The organism is Streptomyces sp. NPDC094147 (assembly GCF_044764265.1).
GTDB lineage: Bacteria > Actinomycetota > Actinomycetes > Streptomycetales > Streptomycetaceae > Streptomyces.
The window spans coordinates 39,108-59,697 of sequence record NZ_JBIWHT010000008.1; the positions used below are offsets into that span (position 1 = coordinate 39,108).

18 protein-coding genes and 1 pseudogene are annotated in these 20,590 nt (G+C 71.3%); 16 read left to right on the forward strand and 3 right to left on the reverse strand.

Going from position 1 to position 20,590, the window contains the following annotated elements:
• Nucleotides 1-76: 76 nt before the first annotated feature.
• From ACIQ8J_RS14910 to ACIQ8J_RS14930, 5 genes are all read left to right on the forward strand, one after another.
• A complete protein-coding gene (locus ACIQ8J_RS14910) occupies nt 77-511 on the forward strand; it encodes a DUF6278 family protein (protein ID WP_403272322.1) in 435 nt (144 codons plus the stop codon).
• 145 nt (nt 512-656) lie between these two features.
• Nucleotides 657-1,400, forward strand: a complete 744-nt coding sequence (locus tag ACIQ8J_RS14915; protein ID WP_403272321.1) for an amino acid ABC transporter ATP-binding protein — start codon at nt 657-659, stop codon at nt 1,398-1,400.
• Nucleotides 1,401-1,419: 19 nt separating this feature from the next.
• Entirely contained in the window at nt 1,420-2,325 is a 906-nt protein-coding gene (locus ACIQ8J_RS14920; RefSeq protein ID WP_403272320.1) for a glutamate ABC transporter substrate-binding protein, read from the forward strand.
• Between the two features lie 9 nt (nt 2,326-2,334).
• Complete coding sequence (locus ACIQ8J_RS14925; RefSeq protein WP_403272319.1) at nt 2,335-2,979, forward strand: amino acid ABC transporter permease; 645 nt, start codon at nt 2,335-2,337, stop codon at nt 2,977-2,979.
• Entirely contained in the window at nt 2,976-3,860 is an 885-nt protein-coding gene (locus ACIQ8J_RS14930) for an amino acid ABC transporter permease (protein ID WP_403272318.1), read from the forward strand. The genes ACIQ8J_RS14925 and ACIQ8J_RS14930 overlap by 4 nt, the downstream gene beginning before the upstream one ends.
• Nucleotides 3,861-3,917: 57 nt before the next feature.
• On the opposite strand, the pseudogene ACIQ8J_RS14935 reads toward ACIQ8J_RS14930, so the two are convergent.
• Both ACIQ8J_RS14935 and ACIQ8J_RS14940 read right to left on the reverse strand, forming a co-directional pair.
• A pseudogene (locus tag ACIQ8J_RS14935) lies at nt 3,918-4,100 on the reverse strand (acyl esterase); the annotation flags it as partial.
• Between the two features lie 33 nt (nt 4,101-4,133).
• The gene (locus tag ACIQ8J_RS14940) at nt 4,134-5,342 is read right to left on the reverse strand and encodes an Ig-like domain-containing protein (RefSeq protein WP_403272360.1); all 1,209 of its coding nucleotides are present in this window, start codon (nt 5,340-5,342) and stop codon (nt 4,134-4,136) included.
• Between the two features lie 234 nt (nt 5,343-5,576).
• Between ACIQ8J_RS14940 and ACIQ8J_RS14945 the strand changes: the two genes are divergently transcribed.
• The 8 genes from ACIQ8J_RS14945 to ACIQ8J_RS14980 all read left to right on the forward strand — a co-directional run bounded on the left by ACIQ8J_RS14945 (nt 5,577) and on the right by ACIQ8J_RS14980 (nt 13,948).
• Entirely contained in the window at nt 5,577-6,734 is a 1,158-nt protein-coding gene (locus tag ACIQ8J_RS14945; RefSeq protein ID WP_403272317.1) for a lipid II:glycine glycyltransferase FemX, read from the forward strand.
• Nucleotides 6,731-8,395, forward strand: a complete 1,665-nt coding sequence (murJ, locus tag ACIQ8J_RS14950; RefSeq protein ID WP_403272316.1) for a murein biosynthesis integral membrane protein MurJ — start codon at nt 6,731-6,733, stop codon at nt 8,393-8,395. The genes ACIQ8J_RS14945 and murJ overlap by 4 nt, the downstream gene beginning before the upstream one ends.
• Before the next feature lie 22 nt (nt 8,396-8,417).
• Nucleotides 8,418-9,107, forward strand: a complete 690-nt coding sequence (locus ACIQ8J_RS14955) for a response regulator (RefSeq protein ID WP_403272315.1) — start codon at nt 8,418-8,420, stop codon at nt 9,105-9,107.
• Complete coding sequence (locus tag ACIQ8J_RS14960; protein ID WP_403272314.1) at nt 9,104-10,576, forward strand: ATP-binding protein; 1,473 nt, start codon at nt 9,104-9,106, stop codon at nt 10,574-10,576. The genes ACIQ8J_RS14955 and ACIQ8J_RS14960 overlap by 4 nt, the downstream gene beginning before the upstream one ends.
• Complete coding sequence (locus tag ACIQ8J_RS14965; protein ID WP_403272313.1) at nt 10,573-11,070, forward strand: hypothetical protein; 498 nt, start codon at nt 10,573-10,575, stop codon at nt 11,068-11,070. Before ACIQ8J_RS14960 ends, ACIQ8J_RS14965 begins: the two co-directional genes overlap by 4 nt.
• A gap of 95 nt (nt 11,071-11,165) precedes the next feature.
• The gene (locus ACIQ8J_RS14970; protein WP_403272312.1) at nt 11,166-11,768 is read left to right on the forward strand and encodes a hypothetical protein; all 603 of its coding nucleotides are present in this window, start codon (nt 11,166-11,168) and stop codon (nt 11,766-11,768) included.
• 123 nt (nt 11,769-11,891) lie between these two features.
• Nucleotides 11,892-12,665 (forward strand): alpha/beta fold hydrolase, encoded by a 774-nt coding sequence (locus tag ACIQ8J_RS14975; RefSeq protein ID WP_403272311.1) that lies wholly within the window; start codon nt 11,892-11,894, stop codon nt 12,663-12,665.
• Between the two features lie 11 nt (nt 12,666-12,676).
• Nucleotides 12,677-13,948 (forward strand): cytochrome P450, encoded by a 1,272-nt coding sequence (locus ACIQ8J_RS14980; RefSeq protein ID WP_403272310.1) that lies wholly within the window; start codon nt 12,677-12,679, stop codon nt 13,946-13,948.
• Here the strand turns inward: ACIQ8J_RS14980 and ACIQ8J_RS14985 are convergent.
• Entirely contained in the window at nt 13,945-14,688 is a 744-nt protein-coding gene (locus ACIQ8J_RS14985) for a hypothetical protein (RefSeq protein ID WP_403272309.1), read from the reverse strand. The two genes, ACIQ8J_RS14980 and ACIQ8J_RS14985, sit on opposite strands and share 4 nt — an antisense overlap.
• A gap of 104 nt (nt 14,689-14,792) precedes the next feature.
• Here ACIQ8J_RS14985 and ggt point away from each other — a divergent pair, with 104 nt between their 5' ends.
• The 3 genes from ggt to ACIQ8J_RS15000 all read left to right on the forward strand — a co-directional run bounded on the left by ggt (nt 14,793) and on the right by ACIQ8J_RS15000 (nt 20,576).
• Nucleotides 14,793-16,607 carry a gamma-glutamyltransferase gene (ggt, locus tag ACIQ8J_RS14990; RefSeq protein WP_403272308.1) on the forward strand — a complete coding sequence of 605 codons (1,815 nt, stop codon included), beginning with the start codon at nt 14,793-14,795 and terminating at the stop codon, nt 16,605-16,607.
• A 153-nt stretch (nt 16,608-16,760) separates the two neighbouring features.
• The gene (locus ACIQ8J_RS14995) at nt 16,761-17,465 is read left to right on the forward strand and encodes a glycoside hydrolase family 75 protein (RefSeq protein WP_403272307.1); all 705 of its coding nucleotides are present in this window, start codon (nt 16,761-16,763) and stop codon (nt 17,463-17,465) included.
• A gap of 117 nt (nt 17,466-17,582) precedes the next feature.
• A complete protein-coding gene (locus tag ACIQ8J_RS15000; RefSeq protein ID WP_403272306.1) occupies nt 17,583-20,576 on the forward strand; it encodes a BTAD domain-containing putative transcriptional regulator in 2,994 nt (997 codons plus the stop codon).
• Nucleotides 20,577-20,590 lie beyond the last annotated feature (14 nt).

The following is a 20,590-nucleotide window of genomic DNA, read 5'->3' on the forward strand; positions in this document are numbered from 1 at the left end:
CGCGGCCGCCCCGGGCGGTACGGGATTTGCGCGTGGCTGTGGTGCAACCTCGCGTTCGAATGGGAGCCTGGAGCGTATGAACTTCCTCCAGAACTGGCGAAAGCGGCACACGTCGGCCCACGGTGTGGCGGTCTACGGGGCCGTCAGGGAAGACCCGGAGGGCGTCGCGGAGCTGCTCTCCGAGTGCGAGCTGCTGCGCGCCCGAGCCGCGCAGAACCAGCTCGAACTCGACGACTCCCCGGCCTCGTTGGGCGCCCTCGACCAGCTGACCCCGCGCTGGCGCGAGGACCCGGAGGAGCTGCCCTGGCTCGGCAACGACGCCGGGCTCTATCTGGGCACCGTCATCGTCCGCACCGTCCCGGGCGCGAGCTGGGACGTCTGGCCCAGCGGCCAGCCGGTGGTGCGGCTCGCCTCCGGCCGCGAGGTCGACGTGGTGGACGCGGGCCTCACCTGGGCGGCCACCGGCGCGCCCGAGCTGTTCCAGGTGTACGCCGAGGCCTCGGAGGCCTGAGCCCCCTCGCACTCGAACATCCCCCGCAGACCGCCGAGGTCAAAATACGGTTTATGCCCTATTCGTGCGTGTCGAAGTGAAGTGCCCTACCGGGCTGGATAGTTTGCGCTGACCTCGACACAGCGATGAGTGGGCAGGACAGCGTATGGCCGTCGATCCGTTGATCGAGCTGCGTGACGTCAACAAGTACTACGGGAAGTTGCACGTCCTCCAGGGCATCAACCTCACCGTCGACCGCGGGGAGGTGGTGGTGGTCATCGGCCCGTCCGGCTCGGGCAAGTCGACGCTCTGCCGGACGATGAACCGCCTGGAGACGATCGAGTCGGGCTCGATCGCCATCGACGGCAGCCCCCTCCCTGAGGAGGGCAAGGGCCTCGCTGCGCTCCGGGCCGAAGTGGGCATGGTCTTCCAGTCGTTCAACCTCTTCGCGCACCGGACCGTCCTCGCGAACGTGTCGCTGGCCCAGATCAAGGTCCGGGGCCGCAAGAAGGAGGACGCCGACCGGCGCTCCCGCGAACTCCTCGACCGGGTCGGTCTCGCCTCCCAGGCGGAGAAGCTCCCCGCCCAGCTCTCCGGCGGCCAGCAGCAGCGCGTGGCGATCGCCCGCGCCCTGGCCATGGACCCCAAGGTCATGCTCTTCGACGAGCCCACCTCGGCGCTCGACCCGGAGATGATCAACGAGGTGCTCGAAGTCATGCAGCAGCTCGCCCGGGACGGCATGACCATGGTCGTCGTCACTCATGAGATGGGCTTCGCGCGTTCCGCCGCCAACCGCGTCGTGTTCATGGCCGACGGACGGATCATCGAGGACCGCACCCCCGACGACTTCTTCACCAACCCGCAGAGCGATCGGGCCAAGGATTTCCTCTCCAAGATCCTGAAGCACTGAACGGGGGGTGTACGCAACGATGATGGCCAAACGACGTGCGCTCGCCGCACTGCTTCTCGCGCTGGCCGTGGCCGGCTGCGGCAAGTCGGGCAGCCCGCCGGTGAAGGGCCCGAAGGCCGAGCTGCTGCCGCACTACACGGTCGCCCAGGGCTTCAGCCTCCCCGGCTCCTCGGTGTGGCAGCGGGCGAAGAACCGCGGCCACCTGGTCGTCGGCGCCAAGGAGGACCAGCCCTACCTGGGCGAGAAGGACCCGGCCACCGGCGTCTACACCGGCTTCGACATCGAGATCGCCAAGATGATGTCGGCCTCGCTCGGCTTCGACCCCAACACCATCGAGTTCAAGACCATCGCCTCGGCGAACCGCGAAACCGCCCTGCAGAACGGGCAGATCGACTACTACGTCGGCACCTACACCATCAACGCCAACCGCAAGAAGCTGGTCGGCTTCGCGGGCCCGTACTACCAGGCCGGCCAGGGCCTGCTGGTGCGCACCGACGAGAAGAAGGTCAGCGCGCCCCAGGACTTCGACGGCAAGCGGGTCTGCTCGGCCGCCGGGTCGACCCCGTACCAGCGGATGCAGAAGGAGTACCCGAAGGTCGAGATGGTCGCCTACGACACCTACTCGGTGTGCGTGGACAACCTGCTCACCTTCCAGGTCGCGGCCGTCACCACCGACGACACCATCCTGAGCGGCTACGCGGCCAAGGTGCCCGACGAACTCAAGGTCGTCGGCAAGCCGTTCTCGAAGGAGCCGTACGGCGTCGGCGTACCCAAGGGCGACAACACGCTGCGGTTCGCGCTCGACGACGCCATCGAGGCCCACGAGAAGAACGGCGACTGGCAGAAGGCGTACGCCGCGACGCTCGGCCTGTCCGGGCGCCCCGCCGCACCCGCTCCGCCCATCGACCGCTACCCGGCGAGCTGAGGCCGCACCATGGACGTACTGACCAAGAACTTCTCGCTGTACGGCAAGGGCTTCCTCGGCACCGTCGAACTGACCGTCTACGCCTCGGCCCTCGCGCTGGTGCTCGGCTTCGTCATGGCGTCCTGCCGGGTGTCGCCGGTCGGCTCGTTCCGGGTGCTCGGCACGGTGTGGGTGACCGTGCTGCGCAACACCCCGCTGACCCTGCTGTTCTTCGCCGTGCTGCTCGGCCTGCCGCGCTTCGGCCTGGTGCTGCCCTTCCAGCTCTTCGCGGTGATCGCGCTCGGCTGCTACACCTCGTCGTTCATCTGCGAGGCGCTGCGTTCGGGCATCAACACCGTGCCCACGGGCCAGGGCGAGGCGGCCCGCAGCCTCGGGATGACCTTCGGCCAGACCCTCTCCGCGGTGGTGCTGCCGCAGGCCTTCCGCTCGGTGATCCCGCCGGTCGGCTCGACGTTGATCGCGCTCGCCAAGAACTCCGCGATCGCCGGGGCGTTCAGCGTCACCGAACTCCTCGGCACGTACAAGACGTTGAGCGAGCTCGGCTACAACATCATCTGGACCTTCGTCTGGATCGCCATCGGCTACCTGATCATCACCCTCTTCATCAGCGCCGTCTTCAACATCCTCGAAAAGCGCTGGGGAGTCGCCCGATGACCGCGCAGCTGTCCACCCAGTCCACCGCTCTCTACGACGTCCCCGGGCCCAGGACCCAGCAGCGGCACTTCGTCTACGGGATCATCTCGACTGCCCTGATCCTCGCCCTGTTCGGCTGGATCATTTATCTCCTCTTCGACACCAACCAGTTCACCTCCACCAAGTGGACGCCGTTCGAGTACAAGGGCATCCAGGACCTGCTGCTCACCGGGCTCGGCAACACCCTCAAGGCCTTCGCCTTCGCCTCGGTGTTCTCGCTGGCGCTCGGCGCGGTGCTCGCCACCGGGCGGCTCTCCGAACACCGGCCGGTGCGCTGGATCGCGACCCTGCTCGTCGAGTTCTTCCGCGCGATGCCCGTCCTGGTGATGATCTTCTTCATCTTCGTGGCGCTGAAGGTGCAGCCGCTGCCCGCGCTGGTGGCCGGGCTGACCCTCTACAACGGCTCGGTGCTCGCCGAGGTCTTCAGAACCGGCGTCAACTCCGTGGAACGCGGCCAGAAGGAGGCGGCATTCTCACTCGGCATGCGCAAGACGCAGGTCATGACGTACGTGCTGGTCCCGCAGGGGATCCGGGCAATGCTGCCGACCATCATCAGCCAGCTGGTGGTCGCCCTGAAGGACACCTCGCTCGGCTACCTGATCACCTATGAGGAGTTCCTGCACGCAGGGAAGCTCATCGCGTCGAATCTCGACTACGATTTGCCGTTCATCCCCGTGGTGATGGTGATTTCGCCGATCTACATCGGGATGTGCATGCTGCTCTCCTGGTTCGCCACCTGGATGGCCAGGAGACAGAAGCGCAATCCCAAGACGGAGGCCGTGGACGTCGCACCGGCCGAACCAGGGACGCTGCTGCCGAGAGGGCCCCTCCAAGGCCCTTGAGGCCTTGAAGGAGTGCAGTAGCTCAGGGGCAATGGCCCGCCCGGCAGCAGCCGGTGATCACTTCTCGCGGAGCGGGACCGTCAGCGACGACGGGTCCGACGCGGGCGAGGAGAAGGTCAGCTGCGCGCCGAGCGGGTTGTGCTCGATGTGGAGCGGGTCGACGGTGTCCACCACCCGTGCCAGATGGTGGCCCTTGCTGACCGGCTTGCCGAGGCCGAGCGGGCCCACGTCGTAGGCGTACGGCGGGGGTGCCGCTCTCCTTGGGGCCGGGGGTCAGTTGCCCGTGGTGCCGGTGTTGCCCGCCAGGGCGCTCTTGGCCTTCCAGGCGTCGTAGCTGAGATTCCATTCGCCGTAGCCGTTGTTGAGGGCCTGGGTGCCCTTGGCGTCGTCGCCGGTGATCTCGAACGGGTCGCCGACCTGCACCGCGTCGTAGATGAACTTGGCGTCGGTGTCGCTCATGCCGATGCAGCCGGAGCTCTTGTTGGCGGAGCCGAAGTACTCGGCGTTCCACGGCGCCGCGTGCGCGTACATGCCCGACCAGGTGAGCCGCATCGAGTAGTCGACCATCTTGTCGTACGACTTCCCGAGGCCGACGGTCTCCGAGTTCATGTTGATCGTCCCCTCCTTCGCCATCAGGACGGTCTTGCCGCGCCAGGACGCCTTGTCGCCGCCGGGGGTGCCGGCCGACACCGGGGTGTCCTTCACCAACTGGCCGTCGCGGTACAGCTTGAGGCGGTGGTTGTCCAGGTCGACCTTGATGAGCTGGTTCTTGCCGATCGTGAAGTTCACCGGGTAGTCGCGGACGAACCAGCCGTTGCCGGAGTCCACCCCGTTGAGGTCGGCCTCCAGCTTCACCTTGGTGCCGGACTTCCAGTACTCCTTGGGCCGCCAGTCCACCCGGTCCTTGCCGTCGTAGTCCTTCATCCAGCCCCAGGAGCCCTCGGTGTTGTTCGAGGTCGTCACCTTGAGGTGCTTCTCCACCTCGGCCTTGTTCTTGACCGAGTGGTCGAAGGTGAGCGAGATGGGCTGGCCGATGCCCACCGTGGCGTTGTCGCCGGGCTTCCAGTCCATCTTGTTGACCTTGTCGGGGGCGGCGGTGGCGAAGTCGGCCTTGGCGCTGCCGCCCTTGTCGTCCTTGGCCTCCACGGTGTACGAGGTGCCGGGCGCGGCGGTGCGGTCCGAGGTCCAGGTCCTGCCGTCGGCGGATATCTTCCCGTCGAGCCTGCCGCCCTTGGCGTCGGTGACCGTGACCGTCTGGAGCCTGCCGTCGGCGAGCGTCACCCGCACCGGCTCGCCGGCCTTCGCCTGCTTGCCCGTCAGGTTCACCGATATCTCGGTCTTCTTCGCGGCCTTGAGGTCGGCCTTCGAGTCACCGGAGGAAGAACCGCCGCCCCCGCAGGCGGAGAGGGCGGCGGCGAGGACCGCCGTTCCCGCGATGGCGGCGAGACGGACCGGGCGGCGGGGCGAGGTGGTGCGGCGCATGCGGCTCAACTGGAAAACCTCCGTTGCAAATGCTTTTCCGTAGGTGAGAGTCACCAGCTGGACTTTAGGTTGCGGGACACGCCGAAAATCTCGGAATTCCCTGTGTGACGAGGACCGCAGAGCAACGGTCATCGTCCCGTCACATGGGCCGCGCGGGCCCGTCATGGACCGCTGTGAGCATCCTGTGCATCCCCCGAAGAACCGACGACGGGGCACAGTTGGGAGGCCACAGACGTGTCCGCACTGCTGGTGACGGGTGACCGCGACCAGGACGCCGGGGTCCGCGGCCTCGGCACCGCCGAGTACAGCTCCTTTCTCGCGGGCCGCGGCGACGCGAGCTTTCTCCAATGTCCGTCGTGGGCCGAGGTGAAGGACCAATGGTTTGCGGAAAGGGTCGGATGGTCCCTTGACAAGGGAGAATTGACCGGAGCGGCCCAGGTGCTCTACCGGCAATTTCCGGGCACCCGGAAATACTTCGCGTATCTGCCGGAGGGGCCGGTGGCCGACTGGGCCGATCCTGAAATGGACCGCTGGCTCGGCCCGTTGCTGCGCCATCTGCGGCGGGCGGGCGCCTTCGCGGTACGGATCGGCCCCGGGCCCGCCTACCGGCGCTGGGACGCCGCCCGGCTGAAGGCGGCCACCGGAGCCGGCCGCAAGGTCGGCGACGTACTGGCCACCGAGGTGGACCCGCTCGGCTCGGCCGTCGCCGAACGGCTGCGGGCCCGCGGCTGGCAGCGCTGCGGCGGGGACGACGGCGACGCCGACGCCCAGCCCCGCTACGTCTTCCGGCTGCCGCTGGCCGGCCGCACCACCGACGAGCTGTGGCGCGGGCTCAACCAGGAGTGGCGGCGCAATGTGCGCACCGCCCGCAAGGCCGGCGTGCAGGTGCTGGTCGGCGGACCCGAGTACCTCCCCGAGTTCTACCGGCTGCTCAGGATCACCGAGGAGCGCGACGGATTCCGGCTCGGCCGCTCCCTCGCGTACTACCAGCGCCAGTACGAGGCCCTCAACGCCGAACAACCCGGCCGGATGCGGCTCTACCTCGCCGTCCACCAGGGCGAGCTGCTCGCCGCGCACACCATGATCACGGTGGGGAGGCGGGTCTGGTACCAGACCGGCGCCTCCGCCGACCACCGCCGCGAGGTCCGCCCCAGCAACGCCCTGCAGTGGCAGATGATCCAGGACGCCCACGCACTGGGCGCCGAGGTGTACGACATGCGCGGGGTACCCTCCACTCTTGATCCGCGGGACCGGCCCTTCGGACTGCTGCGCTGGAAGCTCGGCACCGGCGGCCAGGTTGTCGAGACGCTGGGGGAGTGGGAGACATCCATGGGCGGCACCGCCAACAACGCGCTGTACCGCGCCTTCCAGGCGTATCTGGCCCGCCGATGACGGCGACGGCGACCGCCGCCGCGGCGGAGCGGAGCGACGGCGGGGGCGGCGCGCTGCTGCGCAGCAGCGCGCTGATGGCGGCGGGCTCGATCGTCTCCCGCGCCACCGGATTCGTACGCTCCGCGGTGATCGCGGCCGCGCTGGGCGTCGGGCTGCTCGGCGACGGCTACGCGGTCGCCAACAACGTGCCCAACATCCTCTACATGCTCCTCATCGGTGGCACCCTCAACGCGGTCTTCGTGCCCGAGCTGGTGCGCGCCGCCAAGGAGCACGCCGACGGGGGCGCCGCCTACACCGACCGGCTGATGACCGCCTGCACGACCGCGCTGGTCGTGGTCACCGCCGTCGCGGTGCTCGCCGCGCCCTGGATCGTCGGCGGATACACCGACTACACCGGAGCCCAGGCCGACCTCACCGTCGCGCTGGCCCGCTACTGCCTGCCGCAGATCCTCTTCTACGGGCTGTTCACCCTGTTCGGCCAAGTCCTCAACGCGCGCGGCAGGTTCGGCGCCATGATGTGGACGCCGGTGCTCAACAACCTCGTCGTCATCGGGGTGTTCGGGCTCTACCTGGCGCTGGCATCCGGCAGCGGCGGCACGCTCGGCGCCGCCGACACCCGCCTGCTGGGCTACGGCACCACCGCCGGCATCGCCGTCCAGGCCCTCGCCCTGATCCCGTCCCTGCGCTCGGCCGGGTTCCGCTGGCGGCCCCGGTTCGACTGGCGCGGCAGCGGGCTCGGCCGGCCGCTGAAGTCGGCGGGCTGGGCGGTGCTGCTCGTCGTCTCCAACCAGCTCGCGTACTGGGTGGTGACCCGGCTCTCCACCACCGCCGGCGCCGAGGCCGTCCGGGAGGGCGTCGGCGGGGGCGCGGGATACACCGCGTACACCAATGCGTATCTGCTCTGGATGGTTCCCCACGGCATCGTCACCGTGTCCCTGGTCACCGCCCTGATGCCGCGGATGAGCCGGGCCTCGGCCGACGGCGACCGCGCCGGGGTCCGGCGGGACCTCTCGTACGCGCTGCGGACCAGTGCCGCGGTGATCGTCCCCGCGGCCTGCGCGCTCTTCGCGCTCGCGCCGTGGATCCTCGGTTCGGTCTTCGAGTACGGGAAGACGGGCGCCGCCGACATCACGGTGATGGCCGGGATGCTGATGGCGTTCGCACCCGGCCTGATCGCGCTGTCGGGACAGTACGTCCTGTCGCGCGGCTTCTACGCGCTCGGCGACACCCGCACCCCGTTCCTGCTCAACCTCGTCATCGCCGGGGCGAACGCCGCGCTCACCGCCGTCGCCTACCTCGTGCTGCCCGCGCGCTGGGCGGTGACCGGGATCGCCGGGGCCTACTCGGTGGCGCTCTTCGCGGGGCTCGCGGCCACCGCGTACACCCTCGACCGCAGGCTCGGCGGCGGGCGGCTGCTCCGCTCCCCGGCGCTGCTCGCCCAGCTGCGGCTGCTGCTCGGCTGCGTGCCCGCGGCGGCGCTCGGCTACGCTGCGGCCCGTGCGGCCGACCCGCTCGGCAACATCGCGGCCGCCGGCGCGGGAGCCGTCGCCCTCGTCGTCGCCCTCGCCCTGCTCGCCCGGCCGCTGGCCCTCGTCGACATCACCGCCGTGCTCGACAGGGCGCGCGGCCCCCGGCGCCGAGGCCGGCACCGGGACAATTGAGACCCTTGGGATACTGACACCTATGCCACGCGTGCTCCTCATAGAAGACGACCCCTCCGTACGCGAAGGGGTCGAGCTCGGGCTGCGCCGGCGCGGCCACGAGGTGCGGGCGGCCGAGACCGGCGAGGCCGGGCTCGCCTCGCTCAAGGCCTTCCAGCCCGAACTGGTGCTGCTCGACCTGATGCTGCCCGGCATGAACGGCGTCCAGGTCTGCCGCCGCATACGCGAGACCAGCCAGCTGCCGATCATCATGCTCACCGCGCGCGGCGACGACTTCGACGTGGTGGTCGGCCTCGAAGCGGGCGCCGACGACTACATAGTCAAGCCTGCCCGCACCGAGGTCATCGAGGCGCGGATCCGGGCCGTACTGCGCCGGCTCGCCGACCCCGGCACCCGGCCCGGAGTGGAGTTCCACGACGAGCTCGCCGTGGACCGCGCCGGGCTCACCGCCGCCAAGAACGGCGAGCGGCTGGCGCTGGCCCCCTCCGAGCTGAAGCTCCTGCTCCACCTCGCCGCCTCGCCCGAGCAGGTCTTCAGCCGCCAGCAGCTCCTCGAATCGGTGTGGGAGCACAGCTATCACGGTGACGCCCGCCTGGTCGACGCCTGTGTGCGGCGGCTGCGGCAGAAGCTCGGCGACACCGGCGGCACCGACGGCGGCCCCCGCTACATCCAGACCGTGCGCGGCTTCGGCTACCGCTTCGGGCCGCTGTGAGGTTCCCGGCGCGCCGCACCCGGCGCCTGGGGCTGCGCAGCCGGCTGATCGCCGCCTTCCTCCTGGTGGCCGCGATCAGCGCGCTCACCACCGCCGCCCTCACCTACCAGTCGGCCCGCTCGGCCATCCTCAAACAGGCCCAGGACCAGGCCGTCGACCAGTTCCGCGACCAGATCGCCAACCAGTACTTCGTGCTGCCGACCTCCACCAAAGCGCTGCAGGAGACCTGCCTCGTGCTCGCCAGGGCGGGCAAGCCCCACCCCTGGTTCGTGTTCGCCGAGTACGGCAGCCTGCGCGCCTCCTCCACCGACCGGTCCACCTCCACGGTGATCAGCGACGAGCTGCGGCGGCAGACCCACGGCAGCACGCACGCCTCGTTCCAGCGGGTGGCCAAGGACGGCAGGCCGTATCTGACCATGGGCATGCCGATGATGTTCGGCAGCAGCGGCAGCCAGCCGAGCGGGGTCTACCTGTACGCCGTGATGGACCTCAGCCCGGAGGGCGTCACCATCAAGGCCATGGTGTCGGCCGCCAAGAACGGCGCGCTGCCCGCCCTCGCCGTCGCCGTGGTGCCCGCCCTGCTCGCCGCGCGCAGCGTGCTGCGCCCGGTGCGCGACCTGCGGCGGGCCGCCAGCAGCATGGGCAAGGGCCGGCTCGACACCCGCATCGAGGTGAAGGGCTCCGACGAACTCGCCGATCTGGCCTGGACGTTCAACGAGTCGGCGGAGGAACTGGAGCGCTCGGTCGAGGAGTTGCAGAAGGCCGAGGCGCGGGCCCGGCGCTTCGCCTCCGACGTCTCGCACGAGCTGCGCACCCCGCTGGCCGGCATGCTCGCCGTGACCGAGGTGCTCGACGAGGACGCGGAGAGCCTCGATCCCGACACCGCGCGCGCCGTCCGGCTCATCTCCGCCGAGACCGGCAAACTCGCCACGCTGGTCGAGGACTTGATGGAGATCTCCCGCTTCGACGCCAAGGCCGCCGAGCTCAACCCCGACGAGGTCGACGTCGCCGAGACCATCCGCAAGACCCTCCAGCGACGGCACTGGGAGGACCGCGTCGCCACCGAACTCCCCGAGGGCGTACGGGCGATGATCGATCCCCGGCGCTTCGACATCGTGGTCGCGAACCTCGTCGGCAACGCGCTGCGGCACGGCTCCGAGCCGGTGACCGTACGGCTGCGCCCCGGGGCCGGCGGCGGTCCGCTGGTCGTGGAGGTCGCCGACAGCGGGCCCGGCATCGAGGCGGCCGTGCTGCCGCACATCTTCGACCGCTTCTTCAAAGCGGACGCGGCTCGCACCCGGTCGGCGGGCAGCGGCCTCGGTCTCGCGATCACGCTGGAGAACGTACGGCTGCACGGCGGCACCGTGCGGGCGGCGAACGGCGCGCACAGCGGCGCCGTGTTCACCGTCGAGCTGCCGACCGGCCTTGCGGCCGCCGGTCAGGTCCGGCCGGGGGAGGCGGCGCGGTGAGACTCGGGATCGGATCGGCGCGTGCGCTGGCAGCGGCGGCGCTGCTGCCCACGGCGCTCCTCGCGGCCGGCTGCGGCATCCAGTCCACCGACGTCATCGCGGTGGGCGGGCCCGCGACCGCGCACGTGGAGGGGAGCGAGGGCGGATCGACCGTGCTCTACTTCACCGGCCCGGACGGGCTGATGCCCGTCGTGCGGTCCGGCCGGGGCGTGGGGCCGGCCCTCCCGCTGCTCTTCGCGGGACCCGGCAAGGCGGAGGCGGCGGCCGGGGTGCGCACCGAACTGCCCCCGCTGCGGGGCCCGGCGAGCATGAACGTGGCCGAGGGCATGGTGACGGTCGTGCTCGGCCAGGAGGTCGGCGGCCTCTCGCCGCTCGCGCAACGGCAGATCGCCTGCACCGTCCTGCACCAGGTGGCCCGGAGCGGGCACGTCCGGGTGACGATCACCGGAACCGACGCCCGGAGCTCGCTGAGCCCCATCGCCTGCGAGACCTGACCCGGGGGCCGGGCGAGGCCGCCCGTTGACTTCAATTCAGTAAACCCATGGGTAACACTCTGGCGTCCTGCCCGCTGACGGACCAAGCTCTGCGTGTGGAGAATTCAGCCGGCGCAACCGAGCCCGTGGCCGCCCCGATCGTGCTGCGGCTGCGGCGCACCCTGACCTGGATCCCGCTCGCCGCGGTCGCGGTGGCCGTGCTCTGGTGCCTCGCGGCCGCCGCCGTCTTCGACGGCCCGAACGGCGGCTTCGCGGGGCCGGTCATGGCCGTGTCCGGGGCTGCCGTCCTGGTGGCCGCGGCCACCTTCGCGGGCTATCTGGTGCGCCCGCTGCGGCTCGACGTGGACGCCGACGCGCTCACCGTGCGGCTGCCGACCTGGCTCGCCGGACGCATCGACTGGGACGACGTCATCGCCGTGTCCGCGGTCGCCGTGCGCACCGGCGCCAGGGTCCGCCGCTTCCTCGTCGTGGACCTGCGCTCGCCGTCGCTGCCCTACATCAGCCGCCCGAGGTCGATGTACCGCCGCCTCGCGCCGGTGCTCGGCCGGGCGAAGGACGCGCACGGGCTGTGCTTCGAGGAGCAGGTCTTCGACTTCGACGCGGCCGAACTGCTCGATCCGGTACGGCGGTTCGCGCCCCAGGACGTGAGCATCGAGAACCGCTCGGTGGAACCGGCCGACAGTCCATGGGAGTTCTGACCGGCTTCTTGCCTCGTGGCGGGGCGACCGCCACCGTGTACGCGTACGTCTCGCGCGCCGACCGCACCACCTCGCGAGGCCGTATGCCCGTACGACGACCGCTGCCCGGAATCGGAGTCTCCCATGGCCGGATTCACGCTGCCCCACACGCTCCACGGCGACGGCCCGCACCGGGTCGTCGCGGTGCACGGCTGGTTCGCCGACCGCGGCGCCTACGCTGCCGTGCTGCCCGACCTCGATCCCGCCGCCTTCACCTACGCCTTCGTCGACCTGCGCGGCTACGGCGAGGCCCGCGACGCCACCGGCGCGTTCACCACGAGCGAGGGCGCGGGCGACCTCCTCGCACTCGCCGACCGGCTCGACTGGCACCGCTTCTCGCTGATCGGGCACTCGATGGGCGGTGCCGTCGTCCAGCGCGTGCTGGCCGCCGCCCCGAACCGGGTGCGGCGCATGGTCGGCGTCTCGCCGGTCCCCGCGAGCGGCATGCCGATGGACGAGGCGACCCGCGACCTGTTCACCGCGGCCGCGGACGAGCCCGCCAAACGCCGGGCCATCATCGACCTCACCACCGGCGGAAACCGGCCCGACGCCTGGCTCGACCGGATGACCCGGCGCTCCGTGGAGCGCAGCGACCCCAAGGCGTTCCGCGCCTGGCTCGACTCCTGGTCCGGCGAGGACTTCCACGAGGAGACCGAGGGCTCCCCGGTGCCCGCGCTCGCGGTGTGCGGAGCGCTCGACCCGGCGATCAACTCCCGTTTCCTGAACTCCACTTGGCTGCGCTGGTACCCGGCGGGACAGCTGGTCGAACTGCCCCTCGCCGGGCACAACGCCATGGACGAGGCCCCGCTCGACCTGATCCGCACCGTCGAGGACTTCCTGCGGGCGGACAGTGTCTGAGGCCGCCCGCCGTGCCTGACGCGCCCGACGTCTTCGACCCCCGGCTGTATGCGGCCGGGCCGCCGCACGCCGCCTACCGCGAGCTGCGCGAGCACCGTCCGGTCGCCTGGCAGGCGGAGCCCGAGGTGCTGGGCTGGCCGGCCGGGCCCGGCTTCTGGGCGGTCACGCGGCACGCGGACGTCGTAGGCGTCCTGAAGGAGAGCGGCGCCTTCTCCTCGGCGCTCGGCGCCACCCAGATCCGCGACCCCGACCCGGCCGACCTGCCGTTCATCCGCCGCATGATGCTCAATCAGGACCCTCCCCCAAGCTCTCAACTTCGTTCGAGCAGGGGAGACCCCCATGACCACGGCAGGCTGCGCCGCCTGGTCAGCCGCGCCTTCACCCCGGGCCGGACCGACCGCTTCGAGGCGCTGGTGCGGGAGCGGGCCCGCGCCCTGCTGACCGGGGCCCGCGACGGCGCCGAGGACGGGGTGTTCGACCTGGTGGCCGACGTCACCGACGACTACGCGCTGCTCAACCTCACCGATCTGCTCGGGATCCCGCCGGGCGACCGGGGACTTCTCCTGGAGTGGACCGAGCGCGTCATCGCCTACCAGGACCCGGACGAGCCGCCGGTGCTCGGCCCCGACGGGCGGCCCGTCAACCCGCGCTCGCCCGCGATGCTGGCGGAGATGTTCGCGTACGCCCAGCAGCTCGCCGCGTACAAGCGCGAGCGCCCCGCCGACGACATCATGACCTCGCTCGCCCACTCGGAGCTCGCCGACGCCGAGCTGGAGATGTTCTTCTTCCTGCTGACGGTGGCGGGCAACGACACCGTGCGCGGCGCGGCGCCCGGGGGCTTCCTCGCGCTGGCCGAACACCCCGATGAACAGCGCCTGTTGACGACAGATCAGGTGGCGCCGCACACCGCCGTCGAGGAACTCCTGCGCTGGCACCCGCCCGTGCTGAGCTTCCGGCGCACCGCCGTGCGCGACACCGTCCTGGCCGGGCAGCCCGTCGCCGCCGGGGACAAGGTCGTCGTCTTCCACGCCTCGGCCAACCGCGACGAGCGGGTCTTCGCCGGCCCGGACCGCCTGGACCTCGGCCGCACCCCGAACCCGCACGTCTCCTTCGGGGGCGGCCCGCACGTCTGCCTCGGCGCGCACTTCGCCCGGCTGCAACTGCGGGTGCTGCACGAGGAGGCGCTGCGCGTCCTGCCCGGCACCGAACTCGCCGGGCCGCCCAGGCGCCTCGTCTCCAACTTCATCAACGGCATCAAGTCCCTTCCGCTGAAGGTGAGTTAGCCGGTTGCCCGGTGCGAGGTGCGGATCACCGGGGCCGGTTCCTGGGCGGCCCGTGTCACGTCGGCGACCAGCTCCACCACGTCGGGTCCGTACGCCTGCGAATTGACGACCTTCAGGAGCAGGCAGAACGAGTGGTTGCCGTACTTGCGGGCGAGCTTGTCGGCATTGCGGGCGAGATAGCGGCTGGCGGCCTGGTTGTTGATCGCGCGCTGGCCGCAGAAGAGGAACACCGGGCGGGCGTCCTGACCGGCCGTGATCCGGGCCAGGATCACGTACTCGGCGACGCCGCGCTCCATGCGGTAGCGCTCGGGGCCTATCTGGAACGAGCCGCGGTCGGGGCTCGGGTCGGTGTCCAGGTTGATCTTCACGCCGGGCAGCAGGGAGCCGAGGTGCGCCGCCGTCCGGCGATTCGAATAGGGGCCGCCCAGGCAGAACTCGGTGCGCTCGCCGAAGCCCTGCTGCGCGAGGTCGCTCTGGATGATCTGGGCGTGTGCCCCGCAGTCCTTGATGAGGGAGGCGAGTTCGAGGAGCGCGAACACGTCGAAGCGGTGCACGGCCCCGTCGTGTCCCGCGTCGCGGTTGACGACGAGCAGGCACTCGGAGTTGTCGGGCAGCCCGAAGAAGGCCTGCTTGCGGTGGAGCTTCCGCTTCCAGAGGTAGGTGCGGGTCAGCCAGCCGAGGGCGGCGCTGATGCCCGCGGCCACCACTCCCAGCACGATGTTGCGTACGTCGTCGTTCATGGGCGGGCATGCTAGCGGGAGTTCGCCCCCCTGTTCGACGTGCTCATGACGTGACCCTCGTGACGGCGTTACGCTGCGCGGACGTTCGCCAACGGGAGGTATGCATGCGTCGTCCTGCTGCCCGGAGTCTGTCCCTCCTCGCCGTCGCGGCCGCCGTGGCCGCCTCGGTCGCCGCGGCCCCGCCCACGACGGCCGCGCCGCCCGCCCGGACCCCCGCCAAGGTGCCGGAGGCGGTCGGTTACGGGGGAGTGGTCTCCAGCGTCGACGCGGACGCGTCGGCCGCGGGCCTGGAGGTCCTGAAGAACGGCGGCAACGCGGTGGACGCGGCCGTCGCCACCGCCGCGGCGCTCGGCGTCACCGAGCCGTACTCCGCGGGCGTCGGCGGAGGGGGCTACTTCGTCTACTACGACGCGAAGAGCCGTTCCGTGCACACCATAGACGGCCGCGAGACCGCGCCGGGTTCGGCCACCTCCTCGCTCTTCCTGGAGAACGGACAGCCGCTGCCGTTCGCGGACGCGGTGACCAGCGGGCTCAGCGTGGGCACCCCGGGCACCCCGGCCACCTGGGACACGGCGCTGCGCACCTGGGGCAGCACGTCGCTGCGCACGCTCCTCAAGCCCGCCGAGCGGCTCGCGCGCGACGGGTTCACCGTCGACGACACCTTCCGCTCGCAGACCGCGGGCAACCAGGCCCGGTTCGCCGACTTCCCCGACACCGCCAAGCTGTTCCTGCCGAACGGGCAGCTGCCGGTGGTCGGCTCCACCTTCAAGAACCCCGATCTGGCGCGCACCTACGAGGAGTTGGGCCGCAAGGGCGTCGGCGCGATCTACCGGGGTGACCTCGGCGAGGACATCGTACGGACGGTGCGCAAGCCGCCCGTCGACCCCAAGTCGACCCGCAAGGTGCGCGGCGGCGACCTGACCGATAAGGACCTGCGCGGCTACGCGGCGAAGTTCCGGGCCCCCACCAAGGTCGACTACCGGGGCCTCGACGTGTACGGCATGGCGCCGTCCTCCTCCGGTGGCACATCGGTCGGCGAGGCGCTCAACATCCTGGAGCACACCGACCTCTCCAAGGCCTCGGACGTGCAGTACCTCCACCACTACATCGAGGCGAGCCGGATCGCGTTCGCGGACCGGGGCCGCTGGGTCGGCGACCCGGCCTTCGAGGACGTACCCACCAAGGGGCTGCTCTCCCGGCGGTTCGCCGACTCGCGGGCCTGCCTGATCAAGGACAACGCGGTCCTGACCAGCCCGCTCGCGCCCGGTGACCCCCGCCACCCCGCGGCCTGCGGAACGTCGGGCGCCGCCGCGCCGACCACGTACGAGGGCGAGAACACCACGCATCTGACGGTCGCCGACAAGTGGGGCAACATCGTCGCGTACACGCTCACCATCGAGCAGACCGGCGGCAGCGGCATCACCGTGCCCGGCCGGGGCTTCCTGCTCAACAACGAGCTGACCGACTTCTCCTTCGCGCCGGCGAGCCCCGCCGTCCCCGACCCGAACCTGCCGGGTCCGGGCAAGCGGCCGCGCTCCTCCATCTCGCCGACGATCGTCCTCGACCGGCACGGCAGGCCGGTGCTCGCGCTCGGCTCGCCGGGCGGCGCGACCATCATCACCACCGTCCTCCAGACGCTCATCAACCACCTGGACCGGGGCATGCCGCTGGTCGAAGCGATCGCCGCGCCGCGCGCCAGCCAGCGCAACGCGGCGAAGACCGAACTCGAACCCGCCCTCTACAACAGCCCGCTGCGGGCCCAGTTGGAGGCGCTGGGGCACTCCTTCACGCTGAACCCGGAGATCGGCGCGGCGACCGGAGTGCAGCGCCTGCCCGACGGCCGCTGGCTGGCCGCGGCCGAGAAGGTGCGGCGCGGCGGCGGCTCCGCGATGGTGGTCCATCCGAGTGGAAAGCAGTAGCCCCGGCTGAAGTTGCCGGTGAGGCCCGTGGCCCCGTCCTGAACGGCCGGGAGCCACGGGCCTCTTGATGTGCGCGGGATTGACGCGATCGTGACGAGGAGCCGGATCGTTGCGCAACGGGTAAGGAACTTTCCTAACAGAAAGGGTGCCCACGTGCGTACCAGAACGCTCGCCCTCGCCGCCGCATCCGGTGCCGCCCTGCTCGCCTCGGCGGTGCTCCCCGCCACCGCGCGGGACGCCCGCGTCGTCGGCGTGCCCGCCTCGGCATCGGAGGGCTCGGTCAGCGCGGCCGCGCTCCTGGCCAAGGTGACGACCTGCTCCCAGATTTCCCAGGGAAAGTACAAGACGGACACGCAGGCCGCGGCGACCGTCCCGGTCTGCGGCAAGATCGGGGCCGTGTTCTGGAAGGCCGACCTGCACATCGACTGCGACGGCCAGACCACCGCGGCCTGCAACGAGGACACCGACCCCTGGTTCCAGCCCGACACCCGCTTCCGCCAGTCGAACGGCAAGTCGCTGAACGCGGAGAAGCTGCCGTACGTGGTGGTGCCGAGCGCCGGCCCCATCTGGAACTACGCCTCGGCCGGCATCAAGGGCGGCGGTGCGGTCGCCGTCATCTACCACCACAAGGTCGTGTACGCCGTCGTCGGCGACACCGGGCCGAGCACGGTCACAGGCGAAGCCTCGTACGCCACCGCCAAGGCGCTCGGCATCGACCCCGATCCGAAGACGGGCGGCGCCGATTCCGGCGTCACCTACATCCTGTTCAAGAACTCCCAGGTCAAGCCGATCGAAAGCCACAGCGCGGCGGTGAGCCTGGGCGAGAAGCTGGCCCGGCGGTTCCTGGCTAACAACTAGGGAGTGTCCGGCGGATCACGGCCGGGGTCGCGCGGTTGCTCCTTATGATGTTCCGGACTACTCAGCCGCCCCGGGAACGCGGACGCGTGGCCGGGGGCACGGGAAAGTACAGGGGACATGCACGGAGACAAGCTTCGCTATGCGCTGCTTGGGCCGGTCAGGGTGGTGGGCGACGAGGGGGAACCCATCGCGCTCACACCGCAGCAGCAGGCGATCGTGGCGATGCTGCTCGCCCGGCGCGGCAGGGCCGTCACCGCCGTCGACCTCGTGGACGGGGTGTGGGGCCACGCCGTTCCCGCACGGGTCCACTCCACCTTGCAGACCCAGATCTCCCAGCTGCGCCGCAAACTGGAGCCCGGCCGGCCACCGCGTACGCCCGCCGCGGTCCTGGTCTCCGCACCTGGTGGCTACCGGCTGCTGACCGGCGAAGGCGCCTGCGATCTGGACCAGTTCGACACGCTCCTCGCCGAGGCCGACCGGGCCGTCCGGGACGGTCACCGTGAGGACGCCCGCCGACTCCTGCGCACGGCACTCGACTTGTGGCGCGGCGAACCGCTCACCGGCGTCTCGGGGCCGCACGCCGAGGGCCTGCGGGCCGTGCTCGCCGAGCGTCGGCTCACCGCCGTGGAGGCCCGCATCCGTCTCGACCTGGAGTCGGGCGCGCACGCCGGGAGCGTCCCGGAGCTGACCCTGCTGGCCGCCGAGCACCCGCTGCGCGAGGGCCTGCGGGCCCTGCTGATGCTCGCCCTCTACCGCTGCGGGCGACAGGCGGAGGCGCTCGCCTCGTACGCCGACGTCCGCTCCCTGCTCGCCACCGAACTCGGCGTGGACCCGGGGGCGGAACTGCGCGACCTGCACCAGCGGGTGCTGGGGTCCGACCCGTCGCTGGCCATCGCCCCGTCCCCGGAGGCCGCGGAGGGTCCGCCGCCGTCGGGCACCTGGCCGGGCGAGGCGGCAGGCTACCGGCATCCGATACCCGCCCAGCTCCCGGCGGCTCCTGCCGACTTCACGGGGCGCACGGCTGTGGTCGAGCGCCTTGTCGCCGCGCTCGACACCGAGTCGCCCCGGTCCGTCGTCGCCGCGGTGTCCGGTCTCGGCGGAGTCGGCAAGACCGCGCTCGCCCTCCACGCGGGCCACCGCGTGCGCGACCGCTACCCGGACGGCCAGCTCCACGCCGACCTCGGCGGCGCGTCGGCCGTCCCCGTCGAACCGGCCGAGGTCCTGGCCCGGTTCCTGCGGGCCCTGAGCATCCACTCCGTGCCGGACGGTCTCGACGAACGGGCGGCGCTCTACCGCTCCGCGCTCGCCGGGCGCCGGGTCCTGGTCCTCCTCGACAACGCGGCGGACATGCGGCAGATCGCGCCGCTGCTGCCCGACACCCCCGGCTGCGCCGCCCTGGTGACCAGCCGGGTCCGACTCCATCTGCCCTCCGCCCACGCCGTCGAGCTGAACGTCCTGCCCGCCGACGAGGCGATGGTGCTGCTGTCCCGGCTCGTCGGCCCCGCGCGCACGGCCGCCGAGCCGGAGTCCGCCGCGGCGCTGGTCGCCGCCTGCGGCCAACTGCCGCTCGCCGTACGCATCGTGGGCGCCCGGCTCGCCCACCGCCCCGCCTGGACGATCGCCGGACTCGTGGACCGGCTCGCCGACGAGCGGCGCAGGCTCGGGCAGTTGGAGATCGGCGATCTGGCGGTCGACGCGACGTTCCGGCTCAGCTACGACCAGCTGTCGCCGGAGCTCGCGCGGGCCTTCCGCCTGGCCGCGCACGCCGACGGCCCGCTGCTCTCGGTTCCGATGGCCGCCGCCCTGCTGGACCGGGACGAGCGGCAGACCGATTCGCTTCTCGAACAGCTCGTGGACGTAGGGCTGTTGGAGTCACCGGGCACGGGCCGCTACCGCTACCACGACCTGCTGCGCCTGTTCGCACGCGCACGGGCCGACGAGGCGAGTCCGGGCGCCGCCGAAACGGGAGCGGCGAGCGGGGCGAGGCAGTCGGAAGTCGACGCCGCACTCGACCGTCTCGTCGACTTCTGCCTGGCCACCGTACGCGGCGCGTACCGGCTGTCGCGCCCCGGTTGCACCACCCCCGACGACATGGCGGCCACGAGCTCGGCCCCCGTCCGCTTCGACCACTCCGCAGCCGGCCTCGCATGGGTGCGCGACGAAATCGACACGCTGCTGGACGTGTTGCGGCAGTCCGCCCGCAGACCGGGCGTGCGGCTCGCGCCCGCGGCCGACCTGCTCCTGGCTCTCGACCCGTTCGGCGAACTCGACTTCCTGTGGCCGCGTTTGAACGGCCCCGCCGCAGCCCTCGCCGACGCTGCCGCCGTGCGCGGCGAGCCGGACGCCGAGATCCGCGCCCGTTACATGCTGGGCGGCGGACTGTGGCAGGTCGGACACTCGGACGAGGGGCGCGCGCAGGTGGTCCGCGCACTGGAGCTGAGCCGCGCCACCGGCGACGAGGTGATGCTCGGCAAACTCCTCAATGTGAGCGGCCTGTTGGAGTCGACGGGGCCGTCGATCCCCGAGGGTTACGAGGTCGGTCTCGCCCTGTTCCGCGAGAGCATCGCCGTCCACGCCCGGCGCGGAAACCTCTGGGGCGAGCTGGAGTCGCGCTACAACAGCGCCTATCCGCTGCGCCGGTTGGGCCGCACCCCGGAGGCTCTGGACTGCCTCACGGAGGCCTTGTCCCGCGCCTCCTGCCTCGGCTGGACGCTGGTTCGGGTGTACATCCAGGCGGGCCACGCCCGCACCCTGGTCCACCTCGGCCGCACCGCCGAGGCGGTGGTGAGCTACACCAAGGCCCTGGGCGGTTGCCGGGAGATCGGCTCGGAGCACATGGAGTTGATCGTGGAGCGCGGTCTGGGCGAGGCCATGCACGCGCTCGGCCGGTACGGACAGGCGGCAGCACACCTGGAGCGGAGCCTTGCGGGCGCGCGGCGACTGGGCAACGAACCGCTCCAGGCGATGGCGCTGCTCGCCCTGGGCACGACACTGTCCGCCGCGGGCCACACCGAACGCGCGGAGGCTTGCCTGCACGCCGCCCACGGTCTCCACGTACGCCTCGGCATGGCCCTTCCGGAGCTGCTGACCGCGTACGAGACCGGCACCTGACGTGTGGGTGCTCA